The 26,133-nt window shown below is 69.6% G+C and carries 23 protein-coding genes and 4 pseudogenes; 18 read left to right on the forward strand and 9 right to left on the reverse strand.

Features of this window, described 5'->3' with window-relative positions; genetic code table 11:
• Window positions 1-12: 12 nt before the first annotated feature.
• Together KBY47_RS05420 and xylA are read right to left on the reverse strand one after the other, a co-directional pair.
• Window positions 13-420 carry a hypothetical protein gene (locus KBY47_RS05420; protein ID WP_210919767.1) on the reverse strand — a complete coding sequence of 136 codons (408 nt, stop codon included), beginning with the start codon at window positions 418-420 and terminating at the stop codon, window positions 13-15.
• A gap of 158 nt (window positions 421-578) precedes the next feature.
• Complete coding sequence (gene xylA / locus KBY47_RS05425) at window positions 579-1,745, reverse strand: xylose isomerase (RefSeq protein WP_210919768.1); 1,167 nt, start codon at window positions 1,743-1,745, stop codon at window positions 579-581.
• A 176-nt stretch (window positions 1,746-1,921) separates the two neighbouring features.
• Here xylA and xylB point away from each other — a divergent pair, with 176 nt between their 5' ends.
• The 6 genes from xylB (at window position 1,922) to KBY47_RS05455 (ending at window position 9,550) form a co-directional block, all read left to right on the forward strand.
• Window positions 1,922-3,367, forward strand: coding sequence for a xylulokinase (gene xylB, locus KBY47_RS05430; RefSeq protein WP_210919769.1), 1,446 nt, complete (start codon window positions 1,922-1,924; stop codon window positions 3,365-3,367).
• Window positions 3,368-3,429: 62 nt separating this feature from the next.
• Window positions 3,430-4,638, forward strand: a complete 1,209-nt coding sequence (locus KBY47_RS05435; RefSeq protein WP_210919770.1) for an ROK family transcriptional regulator — start codon at window positions 3,430-3,432, stop codon at window positions 4,636-4,638.
• 153 nt (window positions 4,639-4,791) lie between these two features.
• Window positions 4,792-5,427 (forward strand): N-acetylmuramoyl-L-alanine amidase, encoded by a 636-nt coding sequence (locus KBY47_RS05440; RefSeq protein WP_210919771.1) that lies wholly within the window; start codon window positions 4,792-4,794, stop codon window positions 5,425-5,427.
• A gap of 128 nt (window positions 5,428-5,555) precedes the next feature.
• On the forward strand, window positions 5,556-6,881 hold the full coding sequence (locus KBY47_RS05445) for a GAF domain-containing protein (RefSeq protein ID WP_210919772.1): 1,326 nt from the start codon (window positions 5,556-5,558) through the stop codon (window positions 6,879-6,881).
• 138 nt (window positions 6,882-7,019) lie between these two features.
• On the forward strand, window positions 7,020-8,543 hold the full coding sequence (locus tag KBY47_RS05450; protein WP_210919773.1) for an aldehyde dehydrogenase family protein: 1,524 nt from the start codon (window positions 7,020-7,022) through the stop codon (window positions 8,541-8,543).
• Window positions 8,544-8,750: 207 nt separating this feature from the next.
• Window positions 8,751-9,550, forward strand: a protein-coding gene (locus tag KBY47_RS05455; RefSeq protein ID WP_308405064.1) for an IS5 family transposase whose coding sequence is annotated in 2 segments (ribosomal slippage) — window positions 8,751-9,086 and window positions 9,089-9,550 — 798 coding nt in all. Because the reading frame shifts where the segments join, the coding sequence is not laid out codon by codon here.
• A 1-nt stretch (window position 9,551) separates the two neighbouring features.
• Here KBY47_RS05455 and KBY47_RS05460 read toward each other — a convergent pair.
• Both KBY47_RS05460 and KBY47_RS05465 read right to left on the reverse strand, forming a co-directional pair.
• A pseudogene (locus KBY47_RS05460) lies at window positions 9,552-9,668 on the reverse strand (GNAT family N-acetyltransferase); the annotation flags it as partial.
• A 16-nt stretch (window positions 9,669-9,684) separates the two neighbouring features.
• Window positions 9,685-10,149 carry a MarR family winged helix-turn-helix transcriptional regulator gene (locus tag KBY47_RS05465; RefSeq protein WP_210919775.1) on the reverse strand — a complete coding sequence of 155 codons (465 nt, stop codon included), beginning with the start codon at window positions 10,147-10,149 and terminating at the stop codon, window positions 9,685-9,687.
• A gap of 939 nt (window positions 10,150-11,088) precedes the next feature.
• On the opposite strand from KBY47_RS05465, the gene KBY47_RS05470 reads away from it, so the two are divergent.
• From KBY47_RS05470 to KBY47_RS36300, 3 genes and pseudogenes are all read left to right on the forward strand, one after another.
• Entirely contained in the window at window positions 11,089-11,400 is a 312-nt protein-coding gene (locus tag KBY47_RS05470; protein ID WP_210919776.1) for a hypothetical protein, read from the forward strand.
• Between the two features lie 2 nt (window positions 11,401-11,402).
• Entirely contained in the window at window positions 11,403-11,783 is a 381-nt protein-coding gene (locus KBY47_RS05475) for a nuclear transport factor 2 family protein (protein WP_247694262.1), read from the forward strand.
• A 651-nt stretch (window positions 11,784-12,434) separates the two neighbouring features.
• Window positions 12,435-12,716 (forward strand): annotated as a pseudogene (locus KBY47_RS36300) (transposase); the annotation flags it as partial.
• Here KBY47_RS36300 and KBY47_RS36955 read toward each other — a convergent pair.
• Together KBY47_RS36955 and KBY47_RS05480 are read right to left on the reverse strand one after the other, a co-directional pair.
• Window positions 12,695-12,829 (reverse strand): hypothetical protein, encoded by a 135-nt coding sequence (locus KBY47_RS36955; RefSeq protein ID WP_282108361.1) that lies wholly within the window; start codon window positions 12,827-12,829, stop codon window positions 12,695-12,697. The pseudogene KBY47_RS36300 and the gene KBY47_RS36955 overlap by 22 nt on opposite strands.
• A complete protein-coding gene (locus tag KBY47_RS05480; RefSeq protein WP_210919777.1) occupies window positions 12,829-13,137 on the reverse strand; it encodes a helix-turn-helix transcriptional regulator in 309 nt (102 codons plus the stop codon). The genes KBY47_RS36955 and KBY47_RS05480 overlap by 1 nt, the downstream gene beginning before the upstream one ends.
• Before the next feature lie 71 nt (window positions 13,138-13,208).
• Between KBY47_RS05480 and KBY47_RS05485 the strand changes: the two genes are divergently transcribed.
• From KBY47_RS05485 to KBY47_RS05515, 7 genes and pseudogenes are all read left to right on the forward strand, one after another.
• Window positions 13,209-14,180, forward strand: coding sequence for a zinc-binding dehydrogenase (locus KBY47_RS05485; protein ID WP_247694284.1), 972 nt, complete (start codon window positions 13,209-13,211; stop codon window positions 14,178-14,180).
• 349 nt (window positions 14,181-14,529) lie between these two features.
• Window positions 14,530-14,712 (forward strand): annotated as a pseudogene (locus KBY47_RS37325) (transposase); the annotation flags it as partial.
• A 304-nt stretch (window positions 14,713-15,016) separates the two neighbouring features.
• Complete coding sequence (locus KBY47_RS05495; RefSeq protein WP_210919779.1) at window positions 15,017-15,325, forward strand: GNAT family N-acetyltransferase; 309 nt, start codon at window positions 15,017-15,019, stop codon at window positions 15,323-15,325.
• Between the two features lie 31 nt (window positions 15,326-15,356).
• Window positions 15,357-15,767: a (4Fe-4S)-binding protein gene (locus tag KBY47_RS05500; RefSeq protein ID WP_210919780.1), complete on the forward strand. Its 411-nt coding sequence runs from the start codon at window positions 15,357-15,359 to the stop codon at window positions 15,765-15,767.
• Window positions 15,768-16,238: 471 nt separating this feature from the next.
• Window positions 16,239-17,024, forward strand: coding sequence for a DUF1963 domain-containing protein (locus tag KBY47_RS05505; protein ID WP_210919781.1), 786 nt, complete (start codon window positions 16,239-16,241; stop codon window positions 17,022-17,024).
• Between the two features lie 549 nt (window positions 17,025-17,573).
• Window positions 17,574-18,266: a response regulator transcription factor gene (locus KBY47_RS05510; RefSeq protein WP_210919782.1), complete on the forward strand. Its 693-nt coding sequence runs from the start codon at window positions 17,574-17,576 to the stop codon at window positions 18,264-18,266.
• The gene (locus tag KBY47_RS05515; protein WP_210919783.1) at window positions 18,263-19,714 is read left to right on the forward strand and encodes a HAMP domain-containing sensor histidine kinase; all 1,452 of its coding nucleotides are present in this window, start codon (window positions 18,263-18,265) and stop codon (window positions 19,712-19,714) included. The genes KBY47_RS05510 and KBY47_RS05515 overlap by 4 nt, the downstream gene beginning before the upstream one ends.
• A 214-nt stretch (window positions 19,715-19,928) precedes the next feature.
• On the opposite strand, the gene KBY47_RS05520 is transcribed toward KBY47_RS05515, so the two are convergent.
• The gene (locus KBY47_RS05520) at window positions 19,929-22,076 is read right to left on the reverse strand and encodes an MMPL family transporter (RefSeq protein WP_210919784.1); all 2,148 of its coding nucleotides are present in this window, start codon (window positions 22,074-22,076) and stop codon (window positions 19,929-19,931) included.
• A gap of 239 nt (window positions 22,077-22,315) precedes the next feature.
• Here KBY47_RS05520 and KBY47_RS36305 point away from each other — a divergent pair.
• Window positions 22,316-22,796, forward strand: a pseudogene (locus KBY47_RS36305) (GNAT family N-acetyltransferase); the annotation flags it as partial.
• Between the two features lie 135 nt (window positions 22,797-22,931).
• Here the strand turns inward: KBY47_RS36305 and KBY47_RS05530 are convergent.
• Window positions 22,932-23,612: an NAD(P)H oxidoreductase gene (locus KBY47_RS05530; RefSeq protein ID WP_210919786.1), complete on the reverse strand. Its 681-nt coding sequence runs from the start codon at window positions 23,610-23,612 to the stop codon at window positions 22,932-22,934.
• A 104-nt stretch (window positions 23,613-23,716) separates the two neighbouring features.
• On the opposite strand from KBY47_RS05530, the gene KBY47_RS05535 reads away from it, so the two are divergent.
• A complete protein-coding gene (locus tag KBY47_RS05535; protein WP_210919787.1) occupies window positions 23,717-24,658 on the forward strand; it encodes an AraC family transcriptional regulator in 942 nt (313 codons plus the stop codon).
• Between the two features lie 331 nt (window positions 24,659-24,989).
• Here KBY47_RS05535 and KBY47_RS05540 read toward each other — a convergent pair whose 3' ends face one another.
• Entirely contained in the window at window positions 24,990-25,595 is a 606-nt protein-coding gene (locus KBY47_RS05540) for a lytic polysaccharide monooxygenase (RefSeq protein WP_210919948.1), read from the reverse strand.
• Between the last annotated feature and the right edge of the window lie 538 nt (window positions 25,596-26,133).

Consider the following 26,133-nt stretch of genomic DNA (forward strand, 5'->3'; position numbering starts at 1 on the left):
GTGAGCGCTGGGCTATGGCGCTGCCGCCTCCCCCAGTGACGGAATAAGCGATTCCAAACCGCTGGGCAGCCCGGTGGGCAGTTCCGTCGGCAGGTCAGTGGGCAGGTCGGTCGGCAGGTCCGTCGGGATGCCGAAGGAGGGCTCGGCCGACGGGCTGGCCGGGAGGGTGGTCCGCGGCGACGGCTCCCGGTCCGGTGAGTCGTCGCCGTCCACCGCCATGAGCACGACCGCGGCGACGGCGGCTAGGGCCACCAGCACGATGAGGACCAGCAGGATCGGGTTCCACCGCCGGGGCGGCCGCTCCGGCGGTGGACCGGGCTCCCCGCCGGGGCCGTAGCCCCCGGGAGGAGGCGGTCCGAAGCCACCGCCCGATGGCGGGGTGTCGCCGGGCGGCCGGGGCGGTACGGGCGGGATGGTCATACCGCCCAGAATCGCCGTGCGCCCGTCGGGGCGCGACCCCCCGCGCGGGGACCATCACCGGTTCACGCCTGGGGCGCACGACGATTCACGCCATGGACGCATGGCTCCGGGTCGTCCCGCGCGGAGGCGCCGCCGTGCCGCCGACCGTACGCCGGGGCTCAGCCCCGTGCGTTCAGCAGGTGGTCCATGGCGAGCTGGTCGAGGCGCTCGAAGGCCATCCCGCGCGAGGCGGCCGCGTCCACGTCGAAGTCCTCGAAGGCCGTGCGGTCGGCGAGCAGCGCCTGGAGACCGTCGGCCGCGGTGGGCTGCGCCAGCTGGTCCAGACGCGAGGCGCGCAGGGCCTCCTGCACCTCGGGGTCCGCGCGGAAGGCGGCCGCCCGCTCCTTGAGGATGAGGTAGTTGCGCATGCAGCCCGCGGCCGACGCCCACACCCCGTCGAGGTCCTCGGTCCGCGGCGGCTTGAAGTCGAAGTGCCGCGGTCCCTCGTACCCGGCGCTCTCCAGCAGGTCGACCAGCCAGAAGGCGGCGCGCAGGTCACCGGCGCCGAAGCGCAGGTCCTGGTCGTACTTGATGCCGTTCTGGCCGTTGAGGTCGATGTGGAAGAGCTTGCCCGCCCACAGGGCCTGCGCGATGCCGTGCGGGAAGTTCAGCCCGGCCATCTGCTCGTGGCCGACCTCCGGGTTGACGCCGTACAGCTCGGGCCGCTCCAGGCGCTCGATGAACGCCAGGGCGTGGCCGACGGTGGGCAGCAGGATGTCGCCGCGCGGCTCGTTCGGCTTGGGCTCGATGGCGAAGCGGATGTCGTAGCCCTGGGAGGTGACGTACTCGCCGAGGAGGTCGAAGGCCTCCTTCATGCGGTCGAGGGCGGCGCGGACGTCCTTGGCGCCGCCGGACTCGGCGCCCTCACGGCCGCCCCAGGCGACGTAGGTCCTGGCGCCCAGCTCCACCGCCAGGTCGATGTTGCGGATCGTCTTGCGCAGGGCGTAGCGGCGTACGTCGCGGTCGTTGGCGGTGAAGCCGCCGTCCTTGAAGACGGGGTGCTTGAAGAGGTTCGTGGTGGCCATCGGCACGGTCATGCCGGTCGCGTCGAGAGCCTGCCGGAAGCGCTTGATGTGCGACTCGCGCTCGGTGTCGGAGGACCCGAAGGGGATCAGGTCGTCGTCGTGGAAGGTCACTCCGTGGGCGCCCAGCTCGGCCAGGCGCTGCACCGTCTCGACCGGGTCGAGGGCCCGTCGCGTGGCGTCGCCGAACGGGTCCCCTCCCTGCCAGCCGACGGTCCACAGTCCGAAGGTGAACTTGTCCTCGGGGGTGGGCTGGTAGCTCATGCCGCGGCTCCTTGCTCGTGTGCGACTGTTGCTCACGACTATTTCGTCATGGCGCTTAACAAATTAGTATGCGAACGCGTCCCTGGGAAGAGACACCCCCCGGAGACACTTCTCCGGGTACGAGGGACAGGTGTCCCGCCCGGGGACACGAGCCGCCAGGAGAGGGAGAACGCCCGATGTCAGCAGCCGAAGGTCCGCTCGTCGTCGGGGTGGACACGTCCACCCAGTCCACCAAGGCGCTGGTCGTCGACGTGGCCACCGGTCAGGTCGTGGCGAGCGGCCAGGCGCCGCACACGGTCTCCACCGGGGCCGGCCGGGAGAGCGACCCGCGTCAGTGGTGGGACGCGCTGCGCGAGGCACTGCGCCAGTGCGGGGACGCGGCCCACGAGGCCGCCGCCGTGTCGATCGGCGGGCAGCAGCACGGGCTGGTCACCCTGGACGAGCGTGGCGAGCCCGTCCGCCCCGCCCTGCTCTGGAACGACGTGCGGTCCGCTCCCCAGGCGCGCCGCCTGGTCGAGGAACTGGGCGGCGCGCAGGCCTGGGCGGAACGCACCGGCAGCGTGCCCGCCGCGTCCTTCACGGTCACCAAGTGGGCCTGGCTCGCCGAGCACGAGCCCGACGCCGTGCGCGCGACCAAGGCCGTACGCCTCCCGCACGACTACCTCACCGAGCGGCTCACCGGAGAGGGCACGACCGACCGGGGCGACGTCTCGGGTACCGGATGGTGGGCGGCCGGGAGCGAGTCGTACGACGCCGAAACCCTCGCCCATGTGGGTCTCGACCCGGCGCTGCTGCCGCGCGTGGTACGCCCCGGCGAGGTGGCCGGGACCGTCCGCGACAGCCATGACCTGCCCTTCTCCAAGGGCACCCTGGTCGCCCCCGGCACCGGCGACAACGCCGCCGCGGCGCTCGGCCTGGGGCTGCTCCCCGGCACACCGGTGCTGAGTCTGGGCACCTCGGGCACGGTCTACGCGGTCTCGCGGCGCCGCCCGGCCGACCCGACCGGCACCGTCGCGGGCTTCGCCGACGCCCGCGGCGACTGGCTTCCGCTGGCCTGCACGCTGAACTGCACCCTCGCCGTCGACCGCGTCGCCGCCCTGCTGGGCCTGGACCGCGAGGCCGTCGAGCCCGGCACGTCCGTCACCCTGCTGCCGTTCCTGGACGGCGAGCGCACCCCCGACCTGCCGAACGCCTCCGGGCTGCTGCACGGCCTGCGCCACGACACCACCGCCGGTCAACTGCTCCAGGCCGCGTACGACGGCGCCGTCCACTCACTGCTCGGCGCGCTCGACCTGGTCCTCGACGACGACGCGGACCGCTCGACCCCGCTGCTGCTGATCGGCGGCGGCGCCCGGGGCACGGCCTGGCAGGAGACGGTACGGCGGCTCTCCGGGCGGCCCGTCCAGGTCCCCGAGGCCAGGGAACTGGTCGCGCTGGGCGCCGCCGCACAGGCCGCCGGGCTGCTCACCGGTGAGGACCCGGGGGCCGTCGCCCGGCGCTGGAACACCGCGCGGGGGCCGGTCCTGGACGCCGTGGCGCGGGACGACGAGGCGCTGGCCAGGATCAGCGGGGTACTCTCCGACGCGGCACCGCTGCTGGAACGGGGGACGCAGGGCGCCTGATCCCACCGGGGAGAGCGACCACCACGCTGCCGTGACCGACCCCGAGAAGGATTGACGGAGGCATGACCGCACCGCTGCACGAGGCCCACCCGGCCGGTCCCGGACGGGCGCTGCCCGACACCCAGCAGGGCATGCGACGCCGCAATCTGGCCCGGGTGATGCACACGGTCAGCGCCGAGGGGCCACTGTCACGGGCCGCGGTCGCCTCCCGGATCGGACTGACGCGGGCCGCCGTGTCCACGCTGGTCGACGAACTGATCCGCTCGGGATTGCTGGAGGAACTCGGGCCGGAGCGGCCCGGACGGGTGGGACGGCCCGGTTCCGCCCTCGCGGTCCCCGGGCGCGGCCCGGCCGGGCTCGGCGCCGAGATCGGCGTCGACCACCTCGCGGTCTGCGCGGTCGACCTGCGCGGAGAGGTACGGGCGAGGGCCGTCCGGCACGGCACGAACCGCGCCCGCTCCCCAGAACCGGTCGTCGCGGAACTCACCGAGCTGATCCGCCGGGTGGTCGCCGAAGGGGAACGCGAGGGCCTCACGCCCGTGGGACTCGCCGTCGCCGTGCCCGGCCTGGTGGCACGGGACGCCCGCACGGTCGTACGCGCCCCCAACCTCGGCTGGCAGGACGTCGACCTCGGCGCCCTGCTGCCGCGGGAGTTCCCGCTGCTGGTCGACAACGAGGCCAACTTCGGCAGCCTCGCCGAACTCTGGCTCGGGGACGGCACCCCACGGGACTTCCTGCATGTGTCGGCCGAGATCGGCATCGGTGGCGCGGTCGTGGTGGACGGACGGCTGCTGCGCGGCGTCCGGGGCTTCGCCGGTGAGCTGGGGCATGTGCCGGTGCGCCCGGACGGCCCGGAGTGCGTCTGCGGCGGCCGGGGCTGCCTGGAGCAGTACGCCGGTGAGGAGGCGGTGCTGCGCGCCGCGGGCCTGGAGCCGGACGGCGACCGGGTCGGGCTGCTGTCGGGCCGCGCCGCGGAGGGCGACGAGGACGTACGGCGGGCCCTGCGGGACGCCGGAGAGGCGCTGGGCATCGCGCTGACCGGGGCCGTCAACCTGCTGGACCCCAAAGGTGTCGTGCTGGGCGGCGCGCTGGCCGGGCTCGCTCCCTGGCTCCTGCCCTCGCTCGAGACCGAGCTGGCCCGGCGCACGGCGGGTCCCGCCTGCCCCGTCTCGGTGTCCCGACTGGGCTCTGAAGGTCCGCTGCTGGGGGCGGCGCACTCCGTCGTCCGGGCGGTGCTGGACGATCCGGCGGCCGTGGCGGCGGGTGCCTGAGGACGGTCGGACGCCCCTCCCTCACCCGCACGAGTGGGCGAGTTGTCCACAACGCTGCGGCTGTCCACGGCGACGCGCGTCGCGCCGCAGCCCAACCGGCGGACGGCGTAACGTGATTCGCGCAAGCCGCTGATCGCTGAGGGGGGACGACTGATGTCGGTGAACGGGCTGACTACTGACCGGCCGGAGGAGCGGGACGACTCCTTCGCCAGCAGGCGACGACTGCTGAAGGGCGCCGCCCTCGCCGCCGTGCCGTACGCGCTGCTCCCGGGGCCGCAGGCCGGGGCGCTGGCCCAGGCCCCGGACTATCCGCTCGCCGAGTGGCAGCCCGCGCACCGCTCCAACTACACGCTCGCCAAGGGCACCGGCACCCGACGCCGCCCGGACCTCGTGATCATCCACGTCACCCAGGCGACGTACACCAGCACCCTCGGCATCTTCCAGAACTCCAGCAAGGACGTGTCCGCGCACTACGTGGTCCGCTCCGGCGACGGACACGTGGCGCAGTGCGTCCGCGAGTCCGACATCGCCTGGCACGCGGGGAACTGGGACTACAACACACGCAGCATCGGCATCGAGCACGAGGGCTGGGTGGACCAGCCCGCCTACTTCACCGACACCCTGTACGAGGCCTCGGCCCGGCTGACGGCGGGGATCTGCAAGAGATACGGCATCCCCAGGGACCGGGAGCACATCATCGGTCACCACCAGGTGCCGGGCACCGACCACACCGACCCCGGTCCGCTCTGGGACTGGACGCGCTACATACGGCTCGTCGGCGCCGTCTGACCCACCGACGACCCCGGGCCGGAAGGCAGCGGTGCCTCGTTCGGGTGAGTGGCGTCGAAACTGTTGTCGGCGCCCGCACCCGGAGTGACGATGTCCCCCCAAGCCGCATCGCCTTCCGGGAGGCCGAGTTGTCCAATTCCTGGGTGGCCCTGGAGCCGGGGGCCGACCCCGCGGAGCGTGCGCGGACGCTGCGGCGCGCGCATGCGGCCTTCACCGAGGCGGGCACGGTGGCGCGGCCGGTCCGTCCCGTGGTCGCGGACTCCTGGCGGCGTTCGGCGCGGGCCGGTGTCGGGCCGGACTGCACCGCGAGCGTGGAACTGTCGGACGGCGACCTCGGCGCCTACCGCGCCGAGCATCCGCTGGCCCGGGTCATGCCCCTGGTCCGCGAGCTGATGAGCACGTTCGCCCTGGACGGCGAACACCTGGTCGCGGTGTGCGACGCGCACGGAAGGCTGCTGTGGGTCGAGGGCCATCCGGCGACCCGGGCGCGGGCGGGGCGCATGAACTTCGTGCCGGGCGCCCGGTGGTCGGAGTCGGCGGTCGGGACGAACGCGCCGGGGACCGCGGTCGCCGTGGACCGGGCGGTGCAGGTCTTCCAGGCCGAGCACTTCACCCGGCGCGTGCAGCCGTGGACCTGCGCCGCCGCTCCGGTGCACGACCCGCGCACCGGGCGGGTGCTCGGCGCGGTGGACATCACCGGCGGGGACGGACTGGCCCACCCGCACAGCCTCGGCTTCGTCCAGGCGGTCGCACGGGCCGCCGAGTCGCACCTGTCACTGCTCACCTCCGACCGACCGGCCGAGGGGACCGCGGAGCTGACCGCGCTCGGCCGGGACGAGGCACAACTGCACACCGGCGGCCGCCGGATCCGGCTCAGCCGACGGCACAGCGAGATCCTGGTGCTGCTGGCCCGCCACCCCGAGGGCCTGACCGGCGACGAGCTGCTGTGCGCGCTGTACGAGGACGAGTCGGTGACCCCGGTGACCCTGCGCGCCGAACTGACCCGGCTGCGCGGGCTGCTCGGCCCCGAGCTGCTGGCGTCGCGCCCCTACCGGCTGACGGTGCCGGTCGAGTCGGACGTCGCGGTCGTCGAGCGGCGCCTGTCGGCCGGTGCGGTCACGGCCGCCGCGGCGGCGTACGCCGGTCCGCTGCTGCCCGCGTCCCAGGCACCGGCGGTGGTCCGGCTCCGGCGGCGCCTCACCGACGGTCTGCGCACGGCGCTGGTCGCCCACCGCGACCCTGACCTGCTGGCGGACTGGGCGCACGCGCCCTGGGGCGAGGACGACCTGGACGTGTGGCGGGCCCTGGCGGCGATCCGGCCGAGCGCCGCGGTCCGCTCCCGGCTCACCGCACTGGAATCGGAACTGGCCGCACGCCCCGACCACCACCGTCCGCCCCGGACGGCGACCCTACGACCCCGCTCCCGCCCCGGCACACCCCACCCACTCCCCTGAAACTCACGGACACCCCTAGGAGGCACCCGAGAAGGCACTCTTCCTGCCCCACGCAACGTGATTGCAACGTCCGCGTCCCTAGCCTCGCGGCGAGAGCTGCCCAACGGCGGGCAGCACAGCTCAAGGAGGCACACCGCCATGACCCGATACGCGGCACCCGGCACCGAGGGCGCGATCGTCTCCTACCAGGCGCGCTACGACCACTACATCGGCGGCGAGTACGTACCCCCGGCACGCGGTCAGTACTTCGAGAACCCGAGCCCGGTGAACGGACGGCCCTTCACGGAGATGGCGCGCGGCACGGCGGAGGACGTCGAGGCGGCGCTGGACGCGGCGCACGCGGTCGCCCCGGCATGGGGCCACAGGTCCACGACCGAGCGCTCCGACATACTGCTGAAGATCGCCGACCGTATGGAGGCGAACCTGGAACGGCTGGCGGTCGCCGAGAGCTGGGAGAACGGCAAGCCCGTACGCGAGACGCTGGCCGCGGACATCCCGCTGGCCATCGACCACTTCCGGTATTTCGCGGGCGCGATCCGCGCACAGGAGGGTTCGCTCGGCGAGGTCGACGACGACACGGTGGCGTACCACTACCACGAGCCGCTCGGCGTCGTCGCGCAGATCATCCCGTGGAACTTCCCCATCCTGATGGCGGCGTGGAAACTCGCCCCCGCCCTCGCGGCCGGGAACGCCGTGGTGCTCAAACCGGCGGAGCAGACCCCCGCCTCGATCCACTACTGGATGAGCCTGGTCGAGGACCTGCTCCCGCCCGGCGTGGTGAACATCGTCAACGGCTTCGGCCCCGAGGCGGGCAAGCCGCTGGCCTCCAGCCCACGGGTGGCCAAGGTCGCGTTCACCGGTGAGACGTCGACGGGGCGGCTGATCCTCCAGTACGCCGCCGAGAACCTGAAACCGGTCACCCTCGAACTCGGCGGCAAGTCGCCGAACATCTTCTTCGACGACGTCTGGGCGGTCGACGACGACCTCCGCGACAAGGCCCTCGAAGGCTTCACCATGTTCGCACTCAACCAGGGCGAGGTGTGCACCTGCCCGTCCCGGGCACTGATCGAACGGGGCCGCTACGGCGACTTCCTGGAGGCGGCAGTGGCCCGCACCGAGATGATCACCTCGGGTCACCCCCTGGACACCGACACCATGATCGGCGCGCAGGCCTCCAGCGAACAGCTGGCGAAGATCCTCTCCTACCTGGACATCGGCCGCCAGGAGGGCGCGAAGATCCTCACCGGCGGCGAACGGATCGAGTACGACGGCGAGTTGAAGGGCGGCTACTACGTCCAGCCGACCATCTTCGAGGGCGACAACCGCATGCGGGTCTTCCAGGAGGAGATCTTCGGCCCGGTCGTCTCCGTCACCTCCTTCGGCGACTTCTCCGACGCCATCAAGATCGCCAACGACACACCGTACGGCCTCGGCGCGGGTGTCTGGACCCGCGACATCAACACCGCGTACCGCGCCGGACGCGCCATCCAGGCGGGCCGTGTCTGGACGAACTGCTACCACGCCTACCCGGCACACGCGGCATTCGGCGGGTACAAGCAGTCCGGCATCGGCCGCGAGACACACAAGATGATGCTGGAGCACTACCAGCAGACGAAGAACCTTCTGGTGTCGTACTCTCCGAAGAAGCTGGGCTTCTTCTAGACACCGGAAAAGGGCGCCTGACCAGGGACGATTCCTGGTCGGCGCCCTTCTCAGCGCACATCTCAGCAGCGAGTCGGAACACACCCTTACTCCCGGTATGACCCACCCGTATCCCAGCTCTGACCAGCAGTTCCGGGGCATTTCCGGGCCAAGGTCTCGCTAAGACGTCATCTCATTTGGATCGGTAGCCTATCGGTCGTGGTTTCGATCGTTGAGCGGCTGGTGCCGGATGAGTTGTGGGAGCTGTTCCAGCGGGTGGTCCCGGAGGCTCCCTCGCGGCCTCAGGGCGGCGGTCGGCGTCGGCATGGCGACCGGGAGGTGTTGGCTGCAATCGTGTTCGTGGCCACGTCGGGCTGCACGTGGCAGCAGCTGCCGTCCGCGTCGTTCGGGCCATCGGGAGCGACGGCTCACCGGCGCTTTTCCGAGTGGTCGAAGGCCCGGGTGTGGGCAAAACTCCACCGCCTGGTCCTCGATGAGCTTGGTGCCCGCGGCGAGCTGGACTGGTCCCGCTGTGCGATCGACTCGGTGAACATGCGGGCCCTGAAAAGGGGGAGCTGACAGGTCCGAATCCTGTCGACCGGGGCAAGTACGGCTCGAAGATCCACCTGATCACCGAGCGGACCGGTCTGCCCCTGTCCGTCGGGATCTCGGGGGCGAACCTGCACGACAGTCAGGCGCTGATCCCGCTGGTGAAGGGGATACCGCCGATCCGCTCCCGGCGCGGACGACGGCGGCGCAAACCGGGAAAGCTCCACGCCGACAAGGGATACGACTACGACCACCTGCGGCGATGGTTACGCAGGCGAGGCATCAGGCACCGCATCGCCCGCAAGGGCATCGAGTCCTCGACTCGCCTGGGCCGCCACCGCTGGACGATAGAACGCACGATGTCCTGGCTCGCAGGATGCCGCCGACTGCACCGACGCTACGAGCGCAAAGCCGAGCACTTCCTGGCCTTCACCAGCATCGCCTGCACCCTCATCTGCCATCGCCGACTCACCAAATGAGATGGCGTCTTAGGAACTTGGCGACGTAGGGACAGACCGGGACGATCCGCATCCCGGACGCACGCACGTCGTCGAGTGCCTGCTGGACCAGCTGTGGGACCAGTCCTTGGCCGGCGAAGGGAGCTCCGGACCGGTCAGTCGGGCTCCTTCTCGAGGTGCTCGAGGACATGAGCCGAGATCCTGGCGATAGTGGCGAGCTCGTCTTTCGTCAGGGCGTCGATGAACAGTCGGCGGACGTGCTCGACGTGCAGGGGCGCGGCGTCCTCGATCGCCTGGTAGCCGGCCGGGGTGGCGACGATAAACGCTCCGCGCCCGTCGTCGGGGCACTCCTCCTTGGCCACCAGTCCACGCTTCGCCATCCGTCCGACCTGGTGGGACATGCGGCTCTTCTCCCACTCCACCAGCTTGGTCAGGTCCATGAAGCGCATCCGTCCCCCGGCTTCGGTGAGCTTGGCCAGCACGATGAAGTCGGAGGCGGACATGCGGGAGTCAGCTTGGACATAGCGGGAAAGGCGCCCGATGAGCTTTTCCTGCATGCGGATGAAACCGTCCCAGGCAATCTGCTCCTCCTGGGTCAGCCAGCGGGGTGATGCGTTCATGGAACGAGCGTAACGAGATCTTCGGCAGCTCATCCATGCCGCCGACACGTCTGGTGACGATGATTGTCCAGATCATGCAGGCGTCGGGGCGTCGTTGGCGTTCTTCGCGCGTTGCGGTTTACGGCGCCTATCACAGAAGAGATCCGAGCCGAGGAGTCACCCGAGGCGCGCCCGGGCGAACGGCGGGGTCGTCGCGATGCGGTCGAGGACCCACGGTGCAATCCGCGAGGCAGGGGGCCCGACGAGGTCGGCCGACTGCGAGCGGCCGCTCGCCAACAGCGAACGTCTCTAGCGTGCAGCCCGGTTGTGCCCGTCTGCGGCTCCAGACCACGTCTGGTCCTCTCGCCACAACGCTACTACGGAAGTTAGTTGACGCGCCTAACTGGCCGTTCTCTATCCGGTCCTGCGGTCGGGCTGGGCTGGTTCGCGGGGGTCCTGGATCGGGTGACTTGTCGGCTGGTAGCTCGCGGTTGTCGGGTCCAGCGAGGAACAAGAGGCCCTGTTGTCGAAGTGTGCGTGGTGGAAGCTGCCGGGTCCAGTCCGTCCACTCCTGGGGGCGACTGTCTCGCCCACCGGTTCGGGAACGCAGCCGACCGGCCGGAACTCCGGCCCTGGTACGACGGTCATGCCCCTTCCGTCACCCCAGCACCTCCCGACAATCTAGTTGACACGTAAACCATAGAGCCGTATGTTTTATGCATCAACAAAGAAACGCTGTGCGGGGGTCGCAGCTACACGTCGGTGACGTAGGCGGCGCCGCGAGGGCAGCGCACAACATGTCGTATCGATTCCGTCGCGGCGCGTTACAGACATCGCAGGACGGCCCGCCCATGCAGAACGACCCGCGGTGAAGTGATCGAGGCCGGCGCCGCAGGCAGGGTTTCCAGTCGCGGACATCAAACTCGTCGCGGTTCTCCGGCGCCCAGTGAAGGAAACGCCATGACGTATCCAATGGTCGGCAAGAGCTACAAGTTCGAACTAGGCCCACTGAAGGTGAGGTTCACCTTCGACTCTCAGTCGCAGGGCAGCTTCGTGGTCGAGGAAGGTGGCGGGCTCGCACCTGACGGCCACGCGGAGACCGTCACGCTCGACCTGAAGGAGATCCGCGAGGGTGTCTATCTGAACTCCTGGACCGAGGCCAGCGGCGCCACCGTGACCCATGTCGAGGACTTCACCAAGGCGACGGTGTACTCCAACGTCACCGTCGACGGCACCCTCTACAACTTCGTCGGAACCATCAAGGAGGCGTGATCATGACTGGCAACGATCAGGCTCAGCGCAACATCGACATCGTCGTCACCGCGATGCGGGAACTGTTCGTCGAGAAGGACCTCACCGCGCTGGATCGCTACTGGGCCGAGCCCTACGTGCAGCACAGCCCCCAGATGCCCGACGGTCTCGGCACGCTGCGTGCCGCGGTGCCCGGTCTGAAGGGATTCTCCTGGGAGCCGAAGCGCACCGCGGCCCAGGGCGACCTCGTGTTCACCCACAGCCTCGTCCACGGCTGGGGGCCCGGCCCCACCGTGATCGTCGACATCTTCCGGCTGGAGAACGGTCGGATCGTCGAGCACTGGGACGTCGTGCAGGAGCTCACTCCGCCTGAGGCAACCGCCAGCGGAAACAGCATGGTGTGAACCCATGCGCGACGGGGGGCGGGGCTATGACTCCACCCTCCGATGTGTGCTGCGCGGATGCGTTCGCGAAGGGGAGAACGGGCGGGCGTCGCAGAACGAGCTGGCCCGTACCGACAGTTCGTCACTTTGCGACATTGGCCCCGGGCCTCCGAGACCAGCAGGCGTGGCAGGCGTGGCAGGCGAAACCGTCCCCATCGATGGGATCTCACCGGTACTGGGTTCCCCCTCACGTTCTGACCGCAGTTCGCTTGCGCGATCTTCTGGCTCAACCGGTCACTTTGGTGAGGCTGGTCGCTCGTCGTCGTCGTCCTCGCGGCGCTCGGTCTCACCGTGCGCTGGTGGGGTCGAGACCCGCCTTGCTGAAGGTGGAGGCGTGGCTGCTTGCCGGGGTCCGGCGTTGCTGTCCTCACCTACCCCTCGGCGCAGAACCGTACAGCCGGGGAAGTGACCCCCGGCCGTCCAGGACCGTCTACACATGCGAAGGACCCGTCCGAGGCGTCCTCGGTTCCGGTGCCCTTCCGATCTACGACGGCGGGTCACCGGCCTCCCGAGCAAGGCGATCACCGTCACGGTCAACCACCGGCTCGGGGCGTTCGGCTTCCCGTCGCACCCCGCACTCGCCCGGGAGCCCACGAACGGCACCCCGGGCCACTGACCACCGTCGACGACGGCAGTTCGTCCCCCACCGCCGGCCCCCTGGCCTCCTATGCTGGACTCGCTCCGGCGACCCGGCGGTGCGGCGCGTCAGTCCACGGCGAACAAGCCCCAGAGGCGGGACCCGGCAACTGAAACGCGATGTCCATCTCCGCGTTCGCGGCCCTGCACAATCCCGCCTCCCGGACCCGTCACGACCGCTGCTGAGCCCGCCACCGCATCAGCGCCCTCTTCGCCATGCTCCGCGACGGAACCCTCTACCAGACGGGAAGCCCCCGGCGTTGTTCGTGGACGGCAGCTGGCGACTTCGCCAGCGACGGGACGATCACGTCGAGGGTGCCAGGGCCCGGGACGACGAAGGTCTGCTCGTCGAGCCCCTCACTGAACAGCACTAGAACACGTCCCTCAGGGTCTCCAGGAGGCGGGCGATGTTCGCCTCATCGCGGCGGTAGTAGGTCCACTTGCCCCGCCGGGTGGCGACCACCAGCCCCGCTTGCCGCAGCATCGCGAGGTACTGCGAGGTGGTTGACTGTCCCAGCCCCATACGCTGCTGGATGTCCTTCACGCAGACACCGATTTCGACGTCGTCGGGCTCCTGGCCAGGGAAACTCATCGGCTCCTTGAGCCACACCAGCATCTGGCGGCGGGCCGGGTTGGACAGGGCCCGGAACACAGCAAGCAACTCCGCCTCCGAGAACATACGATGATCGTAACGCATGTACATATTGACAATTCGCGATTCTTCGATATGCTCATCATATGTCGACTTCGATGCGTGTGATGGAACTCGTCCGCTTCGGTGACGCGGACACCGCGTTCGCCACCCGACAGCTGCCAAGACCCACTCCCGGACCCGGCCAGGTGCTGGTGCGCGTAGAGGCCACGTCCGTGAACCCTCTCGACCTGCAGACCCGGCGCGGCGACTACCGCGACCAGGTAGCGCTGCCCGCGGTGATCGGCAGCGACGTGTCCGGTGTGGTGGTCGAGACCGGGCCTGGGGCAGGCGACTTCCAGCCGGGCGACGAGGTCTGGTACCTAGCGCCGATCTTCGCCGGGCAGGGAACCTATGCCGAGTACCACGCGATCGACCAGGCTCTGATTGCCCGCAAACCCGCAGGGTTGTCGCACGTCGAGGCCGCCGGTCTCGCGCTGGTGGGCGTGACGGTGTGGGAGGCCCTGGTCGAACGCGCCGGGGTGCGGGTTGGCGAACGAGTCTTGGTGCACGGCGGAGCGGGCGGGGTCGGCTCGGTCGCCATCCAGCTCGCCAGCGCGCTGGGAGCCGAGGTGGTAACCACAGCACGGGCAAGGGATCACGAGTTCGTCACCGGACTGGGCGCCGACATCGCGATCGACTTCTCAGCTGGTGACTATGTGCCCCAGGTCCACGCGGTAGGTGGAATCGACGTCGTCCTGGACACAGTGGGTGGGGACACCCTCGCCCGCAGCCCGGAGATCCTTGCCGACCGAGGCCGTGTGGTGTCCATCGTGGACATCCCCGAACCTCAGAACCTGCTCGCCGCGTGGGGCGTGAACGCGACCTATCACTTCCTCTTCGTCAGCCCGAGCCGGGCGAAGCTCGCGGCACTCGGCCGACTGGTCGACCAGGGCAAACTCCGGCCTGTGATTGGCGCCGTGCTACCGCTGTCCGATATCGCTCAGGCGCACTCACTGCTGGAGGGCGGCTCTGCTGGCGAGGGCCGCAGACGTCCACGCGGCAAAGTCGCCATCGCTGTGCACCAGTGAGTGAGGCTTTCGCATTATCCGTCGGAGCTGTCCAGATGCCGGGAGAGCACAGCTCGGACGAGGGCGGTAATGCGTCCTGTGGAGACAGTTTCGGCAAGGGCGGCGACGCCCCGTACGACAAACGCGACTTCATCCTGCGCGACAAAGTGCGGCTGGTCGACACAGCTTCACCGCGCTCGACGAGCAGGCCGTCGTCGCCCCAGGCACCGGCACCCTCGGGACGCCAAGCCATCGCCCTGCCCAGACAGCTCGATGCCGTCTGCGCCAGCGTCGACGACCTCACAGAAGCGACGGTCGAGGCTTTTGACACACCCGGACGCCGAGGTCATCACCAGCTCCAGGGTCCGGGTCACTCCCCGGCGCCGGGGTGCTCACCGAGATCAGCGACGGCAGCAGCTTCCCGACCGCCGCCAACCTCCCCGCCTACGAGAGACTCGCCCCCGCGACCCGCAACTCGGGCTCCTCGATCAGAGGCGAGCAGCCCCTCAAAGAGGGAAACAAACAGCAGAAACGGGTCTGGTTCCTCTCTGCGGTCGCCGCCCTCAGCGACCCGGCCTCCGAGTCTCCCCACGACAAGAAAACGCCCAGGGCAAGCATCACTCCCAAGCCCTCCCCCGCCTCGCCGGACGACGAGCCGACGCCCTCTTCACGATGCTCGCGACAGCGCCTTCTGCGAATACCGACCCGCCCAATCCGCTTGACCAAGCCCATATCCCCCGCGGCGCGGGCACCCTCTCACACCATTAAGTTGATGCATCAACCGACCGGAGTTACAGTGGAGGCCTGGCAGACGGAAATCCGTCGAGCCGAGTGGTGGCAGGCCCACAGGAGGACATATGGCAGTCGAGGTCAGCGACGCTCCCGAGGCGAAGCGCTACGAAGCCCGCGTCGACGGGGAGTCCAAGCCCGCGGGTATCGCGCAGTACATCCGTACGACGGAACTTATCGCGTTCGTGCACACCGAGGTCGAGCCGCAGTACGAGGGCAGAGGAGTCGGGTCCGCGCTGGTCCGCACCGCCCTCGACGAGGCACGCGCGGCGGAGCTGCGGGTGCTCGCCACCTGCCCCTTCTTCGCGGGCTGGATCGCCCGGCACCCCGAGTACCAGGATCTGCTGTACCAGTCCCGCAGCAAGGTCAGTGACTGACAAGGCGAACACAGCGAAGACGGAGGCGGGCATGAGCCGCGAGTCCGAACAGAGGGCGTACGAGGCAGCGTCGATCACAGTGACCTTCGAGGCCAGGCACTGTCTCCACGCCGCCGAATGCGTCCATGGCCTGCCCGAGGTGTTCGACCCGACGAAGCGCCCCTGGATCCAGCCGGACAACGCCACGGCCGATCAACTGACTGAAGTGGTGCGGCGCTGCCCCTCGGGCGCCCTGCAGTACGCACGCGCGGACGGCGGGGCTGAGACGCCTGACCGGCCCACCACGATCACCCGCAGCCCCACCGGTGAGCTGACCGTGCGCGGTGAGTTGAGCGTGGACACACCGCAAGGCTCGCAGGCCGAGACCCGAGCCGTGCTGTGCGGCTGCGGACAGAGCCGCCTGCAGCCCTATTGCGACCATGCGGGGCCATGCGGTCGGTGATGCCGCCCTGCTCGCTTCTTCCCGTGCCGGAGCCGTTCTGTGTGCCGAATCCGGCATAGCGCGATCGACGACGAAACCGCCATCACGGCGGCCGATGGTGCGCTGGGCTTCGTCTCCGCGGGCACATGGAGACCCGTCCCCTCCCGAGCAAGCGACGGTACGGCCAGCCCATCCCCCGTCACCAGCGTCGCTCCGTCGCTCCGAGCTCGCGCGACTCCGGGTGACCGATCACCCGTTCTCGGCGCCTTCCGAGCAACACAACGAAGCTGCTCCAGCCTGTCGGTAAGTCGAGATCGTCCATCACCCGCTGAGCTGCGCCGGTCAGGGACCAGCAGCGTCCGGTCAAGGAGCAGGCCCGCACCCTCAATGCCTGTGTCGCTCGGTCTCTCACCTCGCTGTAGGCCCGGTAACTGCGTTCTCCGGGGCGGGAGTTGAGGTGAGCCGATGTCCGGTCCTGGCATGATCGCGGTCATGACCACTCCGATCGTGGAAGAGCTCGTTCTGAGGGCGGCCCAGAAGCGTGGCGTTCCCAGCCCGGTAGCCCAGGAACTGCTAGCCGGCTCCCGGCCGTGTCTCCACCTGGTCCCCTTCCAGGACCTGACGCCCGCCCAGCAGCAAGAGGCCCGTCCGGTCGCGCGCACGGGAGGCCTCCCCTGCCTGCCAGACGGCGTCGCCTGGCCCGATGGGCGCAAACCTCTGGTACTGACCGTCGATTGTGCAGCGCTCCCTCGTGAAGCCCTGGACATCGATCTGCCGTCCGACGGCAGCCTGTTGTTCTTCACCGCGATCGAGTACGAGCCGGAGTCGTCGGTGGTACTGCACGTTCCCGCCGGCGTGCGAACCACACAACGCACGGCGGCCTATGAGATCGACGGGGAACGAGAGCAAGTCAAGGTCTACCAACCGGGTGACCTGTATCCGGTACCGGGACTGACCGTCTCGCCCGACTGGCGCGACAGCCCGGCAACCAGCGCGTTCCTGGACCTTGGCGCGGGCCGCGACGACACCCTGGATGACTTCGAGGACGCCGTGCGCGAAGCGGCAGCCGGCGGCGCATCACACGGAGTCGCCGTCCAACTCGGCGGCTACTCCACCCCCTGGCAGTCACCACCGGACGAAGGCGGCGTCGTCCTCCTTGCCCAAATACACGGCCAGTCGATCGACCTCAACGTCTACACCCAGACCCTCATCGTCGGCACCCGTGAGGACATCGCCGCGCGCCGGTATGAAGCCTTGAAGTTCGAGCAGCAAGTCTGAACAGCCACCGAGTTCCAGCTCGCCCTCTGTCGGCGGCTGAATCGTGGTTCTGGATCACTTTCCGGGCTCTGTCGCTGATTTGGTGGTGTCAGTCGCTTGATCAAGGTGGCAAGAGGATGCGGCGTCGCAGGAGAGCGACGTCGGCCCGGCCGTACATCTGTCTCTTCAGCAGCTTGATTCTGGTGACGTTGCCCTCGACCGTTCCTGAGGTGAGAGTGCGCAGTTCCCGTTGTCCGTCGAGGCGGACGTCGGGACTGCTGCACGAACAGGTGACACCTGACCTGGCTTGCTGAGAAGCGGCCTGGAAGGATGTTGCACTGCCCAAGCCGTATCCGAACGAGTTCCGCGAAGACGTCGTGCGGGTCGCGCGAAGCCGCGAGGCTGGCGTCACTCTGGAACAGGCAGCCGCAGATTTCGGCGTTCGCCCTGCCTCGTTGATGACCCTACGTAGCCGCAGGAGCGCGGTCCGCAGCGACGCTCTAATCCTGGCCTCAGGTTGATCGGGGACAATGAGCGGCAAAAACATCGACTGGAAGGGGGCGGGCCGGCGTGCGGATCATGATCGCGGATGACGAAGCAGCCATCCGGGATTCGCTGGAGCGGGTGCTCCAGGTCGAGGGTTACGACACCAGCACCGTCGCCAACGGTCTCGCCGTACTCGACGGGGTCGGTGGGGCCGGCGGTGACACTCTGGATCTGCTGATCCTCGACGTGATGATGCCCCGCCTCGGCGGGTTGGAGACCTGCCGGCGTTTGCGGGCCACGGGTCGGGATCTGCCGGTGCTGATGCTGACCGCCCGTGACCAGGTCTCCGACCGGGTCGCGGGGCTGGACGCGGGCGCCGACGACTACCTGCCCAAGCCGTTCGCCACCGAGGAGTTGCTGGCCCGGGTGCGGGCCCTGCTGCGTCGGCGCACGCCGGCCGACGAGGAGTCGCAGATCCTGTCGTTCGCCGACGTCCGGCTCGATCCCGACAGGTTCGAGGCGTGGCGGGGCGGGCGGCCGCTGCGACTGACCCGGACCGAGTTCTCCCTCCTGCAGGTTCTCCTGCGCAACGCGACCCGGGTCTTGACCCGCGACGCGCTGTTCGAGGCGATCTGGGGCTTCGGCATGAGCTCCACCGCCAACAACCTCCAGGTATACGTGAGTTACCTGCGCCGCAAGATGGAGGCCGAGGGTGAGCCGCGATTGATCTACACACTGCGCGGCCTGGGATACACGTTGCGGGAGACTCCTCCGTGAGCAGGCCCGCCGGCCGGGAACCGCGCCGGCTGACCCGATGGTGGCGTCGGCGGTCCCTGCGGACCAGGCTGACGGTGATCGCGGCGACGGCCATCGCGGTCAGCGTGTTCGTGGCCTTCCAGGTGGCCAGCGAGCTTCTCGACTGGGAGCTGCGGGACACCGCCGAGAATCAGCTGCGCGCCGACTCCCGCGTCCTGGCGACTAACGCGGAGCGCGCCGGTCTGGCGCAGGTCCAGCTACCGCCGTATCCCGGGTCCGGTCGGCTGGTGCGGATCATCCTGCCCGACGGCTCGATCCGGACGCCGGCCGGCCAACCTTCGCTGCCCCCGGTCAGCGAGCACGCCGAGCGCGTGGCACAGGGCGTGTCGGCCGACCTGATGGAGTCGAACGACAGCGACGAGGACGGCTACGTCATCTACACGCTGCGGGCGGGCGACGGCGCGGTCCAGGTGGCCCGCGTCGTCGACGACAGCCCGATCAACCGGTTCGGGTTCGGCATGCTGCTGATCGGGCTGCTCTGCGTGGTCGGCGGCGCCCTTGTCGGGCGGACCGTGGCACGGACCGGGCTGGCACCGATCGACCGGCTGACCGCCGCCGCGGTACGTGTCGCCCGCACCCGGGACCTCGACGCCGACATCCCGGATGAGGGCGGTGGGGAGATCCGGCGGCTGATCCAGTCGATCAACGACATGCTCGCCGCGCTCCGCGACTCCCGACGGGCCCAGCGACTCCTCGCCGAGGACGCCGCCCACGAGCTCAAGACCCCGCTCACCAGCCTGCGCCTCAACGCCGAGCTGCTGATCCGGCTCGATCGGCGCGGCACCCTGGACAGCGCACTGCCGGCGGAGAGCCGGACCCGGCTGCTCAACGATCTCGGCGCCCAGGTGGCCGAGTTGAGCACCCTGGTCGCCGAGCTGACCGACCTGGCGCGCGGTGACGTCAGCGACGAGAGCACCGAGGTGCTCGACTTCGCCGACGTGGTGGTGGCCGCCGCGACCCGGGCGCGTTCCCGCATGCCCGACATCGAGGTCGCGCTCGACGTGACCTCCGTGTGGGTGAGCGGGCGTCCCGCTGCGCTCGAGCGGGCGGTGCTCAACCTCGTCGACAACGCCGGCAAGTGGTCCCCCGCGGACCAGCCGGTCCAGGTCCGGCTCCGTGCCCAGGGCGCGTTTGCGGTGCTCGAGGTCGACGACGCGGGGCCGGGCATCGACGCCGCCGACGTACCGCGGGTGTTCGACCGGTTCTACCGTGCCGACAGTGCCCGGGCGTTGCCGGGATCCGGTCTGGGCCTGTCGATCGTGCAGCGGGTCGTCGACGCCCACGGCGGCCGGGCCACCGTCGCCCGCTCCGCACGTGGTGGCGCGCTGCTTCGGGTCGACCTTCCGGCCGCGGCCCCGCCCGCCCCGATCGCTCGGCTCAGCGCCGGGGAGGACACCGCGGTGTGCTGACCCGCCCCGGCGGCGGCGCAGGACAAGGGGCGGCGACCCTCGGGCATGGCTTCGTGCGGCTCACCGTCGGGGCAGGACACCGCGATGCGCCGGCCCCAGCCCCGGCCCCGGCCGCACGACGCAGGACCAAAGGGCGGCGACCGTCGGGCCCATGCCATGAAGAAGTCCGGGACGGGCCTGGGGCCCGTCCCGGATCTCGTCCGTGCCGTCGCGCTCACCGTTGCAGCGCGGGCTCCTCGTCGTCGGTGAGCGGCTGTTGACGGTCCGGCAGCTCCGCCGCTGGACGGGACAGCCTGCTCGGCCACCACATCCGCCGGCCGATCAGCAGGGTGAGGGCGGGCACCAGGACCGACCGCACCAGCAGGGCGTCGAGCAGCACGCCGAAGGCCACCAGGAACCCGACCTCGATCAGCATCACCAGCGGAAGCGTGGTGAGGACCGCGAAAGTGGCCGCCAGGACCAGGCCTGCCGAGGTGATGACGCCACCGGTGGCGGAGAGGGCTTTGAGCATGCCCTTTCTGGTGCCGAGACGCGCGGTCTCCTCCCGGGCCCGGCTGGCCAGGAAGATGTTGTAGTCGACACCGAGCGCCACCAGGAACAGGAATGCCAGCAGCGGCACCGAATAGTCGACCCCCTTGAACCCGAGGATCGTGTCGAAGACGAACACGCTGCCGCCGAAGGCTGCGGCGAATGAGACGACCACGGTGGCCATCAGGACCAGCGGGGCCAGGATCGCGCGCAGCAGCAGCCCGAGGACGATCAGGACGACGGCGAGCACCAGCGGGATCACCAGCTTCTCGTCGCGCTCGGTGGTCACCTCGGTGTCGAGGTTCTCCGCACTCGGCCCGCCGACGATAGCCTCCGCCCCGCTCACGGCGTGCACGGCGGTGCGCACCCGCTTGATCGTGTCGTACTCCGCGGCGGTGTCCGGCGCGTCCTTCGGGAACACGGAGATGTTGGCCCAGCCACCGCTGGTCTGCTCCGGGATGGCCAGGGCCACACCGGGAGTGTCCTTGACGACGTCGAGCACCCGCTCCTGGTGCGCCGGCCGTGTGAAGATCGTCATCGGCTGGCCGCCGAGCTCCGGGAAGTGCTGGCGGAGAACGGTGAAGCCGGTGACCGACTCCGGCGCGGACAGGAACTGGTCCTGCTCCCGCAGGGCGCCGGTGTTGCCCGCCAGCCCGAGGGCGAGCACGCCGAGGACTCCGAGCGAGCCGAGCGTCGCCACCCACCGGCGGCGGCTGATGGCGGTGCCGAGCCGTCCCCACAGCCCCGGCTTCTCCTCCACGGCCGTGCTGAACCGCGGGATGGCCGGCCAGAAGATCCGCCTGCCGAGCACCACGAGCACCGCCGGGAACAGCGTCAGCATGGCCACCAGCGCGCACAGGATGCCGGCCGCACCGATCGGGCCCAGCCCGCTGGTGCTGTTCAGGTCCGCGGCGAGCAGGCAGAGCAGGCCGGCGACCACGGTGGCCGCGGACGCGACGATGGCCGGCGCCGCGCCGCGCAGCGCGTGGACCATCGCCACCCGGACGTTCTCATGGTGGTGCAGTGCCTCCCGGTATCGAGCGATGAGCAACAGCGCGTAGTCCGTGCCGACGCCGAATACCAGGATCGTCAGCAGCGCCGAGTTCTGGTCGTTGACCACGATGCCGAAGCCCTTGACGAGCAGGTAGACGGTCGCCATCGCGGTCAGTGCGGCCGCGCCAACGACCACCAGCGGGATGATCCACAACACCGGGCTGCGGTAGGTGAGGATGAGCAGCAGCGTGACGACGACGATGGTGGTGAGGAGGACCTGCACGTCGATGCCGTCGAAGACGGCATCCATGTCGCCGTCGATCGCGCCCGGGCCGGTCACGTCGAGTTCGAGGCCTGAGGGCCGGTCCTGCGTGGCGTCACGCAACGGGCCGACGATGGTCTCCGGTTCGCCGTAGGTCGTGCTCACCTCGAGGGTGAACATCATCGCCTCGCGGTCGGTGGAGGGGCTCGTCGGTGAGCCCTCGTCGTCCTCGTCGGCGTCCGTCGCCTTCGGCGGGTACCGCTTGGCAAGCCTGTCGTAGTGGCGCTCGACCGTCGCTCGGTCGACGTCGGTCATGCCGCCGGCGCGGTGGTACACGAAGACGAACGTGTTGTTGTCACCGTCGGGGAGACTGTCCTCCAGCACCGCCACCTTGGTGGACTCGGCACTGGCCGGCAGGGTGTCTACGGCGCTGTCGGTGGTGACCGAGCTCAACTTTCCGCTCAGCGGCACCATGCCCGCCGCCAGCACCAGCCACAAGCCAATCACCAACCACGGCACCCACCGGCCCGCCAACCGACCGGCCGGTGTTTTCCCGGACGGCGCTGCGTTGACTGCCATCACTAGCCTCCTACATACGGGTTGCATCGCTTGTCTGGACGCCCACTTCGTACCGAGCGAACCTGAGGCGACTGTTAATGCGCTGCTCAGGCCGGTTGGCCGCACCATGTGCCCAGCACACGCACCAGCGTGGTGGCATCGAGGTCCTGCCCGGTGGGCAAGGCCCGGACGACACGGCCGTCGGGCCGGATGAGCAACACGTCGACGTCCACCCGGTCTGTGCGGGCGGTGGGCGTGCCGTGGAGAAGGCCTGCGTTCACATCCGAGCCGTGCGCCTGGACGGACTGCCCGCCCTCCAGGACATCGAGAGGGACGCCGGGCAGTGCTTCCGACGCATCGGCATGCCGGAGATCGCCGAGGACGAGCCGCTTCCTCCCGGTGAACTCGTCCGCAACCACCCCACGAGGCTGGCCTGGCTCGTGGCCAACGACGCCGCCGCCCCGGTCGACTACCCAATCGCCGACCGCGTCGACGGCAGCCTCCACGTCGGGCAGGTCTCGGTGCACTCAAACAGCGCGCGTCGCGGTGTCGGCCGGTTGCTGCTGGGGCCATGTGGCGACCCAGGCCAGGAACGAGGGGGCGCCCGCTCTCACCCTCACCACGTTCGCCCAGCTCCCCTGGGACGCCCCCTACTACGCACGCTGTGGTTTTCAGCTCGTGGACGACAACAGGCTTACTCCCGTCTGCGGAAAGATCCGCGAGCGCGGGGCGGCACACGGCCCCGCAAAGCGCCGTACCACCAGCAGACGAGAACCGCCTGCCGCCCATGTCGGGGCGGGTCTAGGGGTGTTGCTCGCTCCAGTCGCCCTCACCACAACCCACGGCACCTGGCGGCGCGGGGGCCCGTGTCCGTGCTCAGGCCGCCGACAGTTCCGCTGCGAGGAAGCTTTCGACGGCCTTCAGCGCGCGGCGGTCGAACTCGGCGTACTGCGCCTCGCGTTCGGCTCCCGCAACGGCGTCGCCCACCAGCAGATTGCCCTCGGCGTCGATGCGCTGCGGGCGCTCCTCGGCGTCGGGGAGCAGGGCGACGGAGGAGTAGGAGAAGCCGCAGTAATAGGCGATGCCCTCGCTCAGGTTGGTCTCCAGCGCGGCCTGCATTCCCTCTGTGACGGGGTCATCGGAGGTGGCGCCGGCCAGGCCCAGCCACAGGATGCGCCTGCCCGCCAGGCGCGGCTTGCTGCGGCCGTAGGCGAATCCGTAGTTCCACACGCGGTCGATCCAGCCCTTGAGCAGGGCGGGCACGCTCTGCCAGTACACGGGGAACACGGCCACAACCACGTCGGCGTCGAGAATGCGCCGCATATGGGCCTGGACTTCGTCCGAGTAGGGCTTCTCCCGGTTGCCCCAGTCCGGCTGGTCCGCCTCGTTCATCCGCGGGTCGAACCCTTCGGCGTGCAAGTCGAGCAGGTCGACTCGGTATCCGGCCGTCTCGAGTTGCGCGGTGGTACGGCGGGCGGTGTGCGCGGTGAGGGAATCGGCCCGATGGTGGGCGATGACCACAAGGGCGGTCCTGGCAGCGGCGCTACGGTGCGACACGGCTTCTCCTGGCAGGTCTGGGTGCGTCCGACCAGTCCAGTAGACACGTGATCCATTAGACGATCCATAGGAGAAACCCTCCACTGCATAGGAGTTCGTCTACGATGGCTGCTGTGGATCCTTTGAGTGCGCTCCTCGGTGGCATCCGGGCCGAGGGCTCCGTCGTCAGCCACGCCGTGCTGGAAGCGCCCTGGAGCATCCGCTTCGTCGACGGCGCCCCGCTCACGATGGTCAGCGTGCTGCGGGGCGGTGGCACCCTGCTGCTGCCCGACGGCGCCGAACAAGCGGTCGGCGTAGGGGACACGGCCATCGTGCGCACGCCCGAGGCGTTTCACCTCGCCGACCATCCGGCCACCCTCGATCGCCCCCACGCCGAGTACGAAATCGCCTGCTTCACGGCAGATCCCGAATGCACTGCGCAAGATCTCGGCGGCATCCGGTGGGGCAACGAACCGGACGGAGCCACCGCACTGATCGTGGGCGCCTACCGTGCCTCGGGCCATCGCCATGAACGACTGCTCCGCGCTTTGCCGCCCGTGCTCGTGATCAACGAGGGCACGGAGGTCTGCGCCTGGCTGGAGACGGCCGCCGCCGACGCCGCCCTGCGCTCTCCCGGCTCCCAGGCCCTGATGGACCGACTGCTGGACTGGGCCCTGGTGTGCACGCTGCGTACCTGGTTCGACCAGGCGGGCTCCGAAGCCCCCGACTGGTATCGCGGCCTGGCCGACCCGATCCTCGCCCCCGCGCTCGAAGCCTTCAACGCCCGGCCTTCCGAGAGATGGACGGTAGAGGCGCTCGCCACCGAATCCGGTGTCTCCCGAGCGCTGTTCGCCAAACACTTCACCAAGGTGATGGGTCGCCCACCACTGACCTACCTCACCGAATGCCGTATGGACGAGGCCGAGGCACTCCTGTCCGACACCGACTCCTCCATCGCCCAGATCGCCAAGTCGGTCGGCTACGCCGATGCCTTCGGCTTCAGCGCCGCCTTCAAACGCCACCGGGACGTGAGTCCTAGCGCCTTCCGCGCCCGTAACACCCCCTGAAGGGGTACGGCCCTTCCACCCCGCCACCTGAAACGACCTGTAGCTCCGCGATCGCGCGGCGCAGGTGGTGTACGTGTGCGCGGGCACCCCGTGCCTGGGTCCCGCCGACACCAGCGGCGCCGAACGCCCCGCACCTCGCTCTCCCGGCGGCCCTTGAGGCCGGGCGCGGCTCCCGGCGCCGACGGGCGCAGCGGGTGGGCAGCAGGAGTGCGGAAAGCCCCGTCGGGGCAGGGTGACCACATGGGTCCCCTGCCCCGACGGGCCCCGGACGGCCGGGCGGCCGGGTTACCGGCGCCCGGCCGGGGCCGGTGCGTGTGCGGCGCTCTCCGGCTCAGCCGAAGTTCACGTCGCTGCACCACATGTACGCCTGGTCGAGGTGTGATGCCTGCCAGATCACGAACAGGATGTGGTGTCCGGTGTAGCCGGAGGTGTTGACGTTGAAACTGATGTCCTGCGCCGGAGCGAAGCGACCGGTCTGCGTGATGAAGTCGAGGTTGCCCCAGCCCAGGGTCTGGGTCTGGGGGTTGAAGCCCTGCTTGCTCACGTAGACCCGGAAGTAGTCGGCGCCGTGGGACGCCTGGTCGTACAGCTGGACCGTGAAGTTGTTGCTGATGTTGGTCGTCTTCCACTGCCCGGGCCTGTCCAGGCTGGCGTTCCTGGAGAGGTTGTTGCTGCAGAGCGTCCCGTCCGGGGTCCGCGCCTGGAACTGGCCACCGAGGCCGTCGCGGAGCGCGCTCATCCAGTTCCACATGGTGTCGGGGTTGGCCTGGAAGGCCTGCCAGCACATGGGGTCTTGGGTCTGCATGGCCGGGTTCGTGTGGTTGCTGCCCCACGTCTTCCAGCACTGGTACGCGCGGGTAGCGGGGTTGACGATGGTGCCGTGAGCCTGGGCGGGGGTTGACCAGGCCAGTGCGCCGACCACCGCGGCGAACAGCATGACGAGCGCCTGGAGGGGCCGACGGAGGGAAGACCGCGACCGCCCGGTTAACGGACTCTGGTTGCGCATGTGGGGGGAACTCCTTCCAGTTTCGCAGCTGTTTTGGGAGCGCTCCCAACGGTAGGTCTTCCGAGTGAAATGTCAATGAAACAGGCAGAGTTGATCACTGGGGCAGGCGGTTCAGGTAGTGGGCGAGCCGTGGGCATACGACCGGCAACCGTCACACCTCGATGACCGCCCCTCACCCCCAGCGCGCACGCGACTGCGGAGGACAGCCGACAACGCACCCTCCCGCACAAGCAGTTGCCCTGGACTCTCACCCAACTCCACACCCAGCAGAGCCCGCAATCGGCAAGCACCACCACGCAAGGGGCATCACTCCGCTGCCCCCACTCCCCCGACCTCTGCGTGACAATGCTGTAATCCGCCGTAGCGGTTCAGTCCGCAGGGGACTCGGCCCGACGGCGGTATGCACCGCAGGCTTCTCCCCCTGAGGCGACATGGCGGGACCATGACGGGACCTGACGACAAAATTTGG

It is taken from the genome of Streptomyces sp. B93 (assembly GCF_018070565.1).
Lineage (GTDB): Bacteria > Actinomycetota > Actinomycetes > Streptomycetales > Streptomycetaceae > Streptomyces.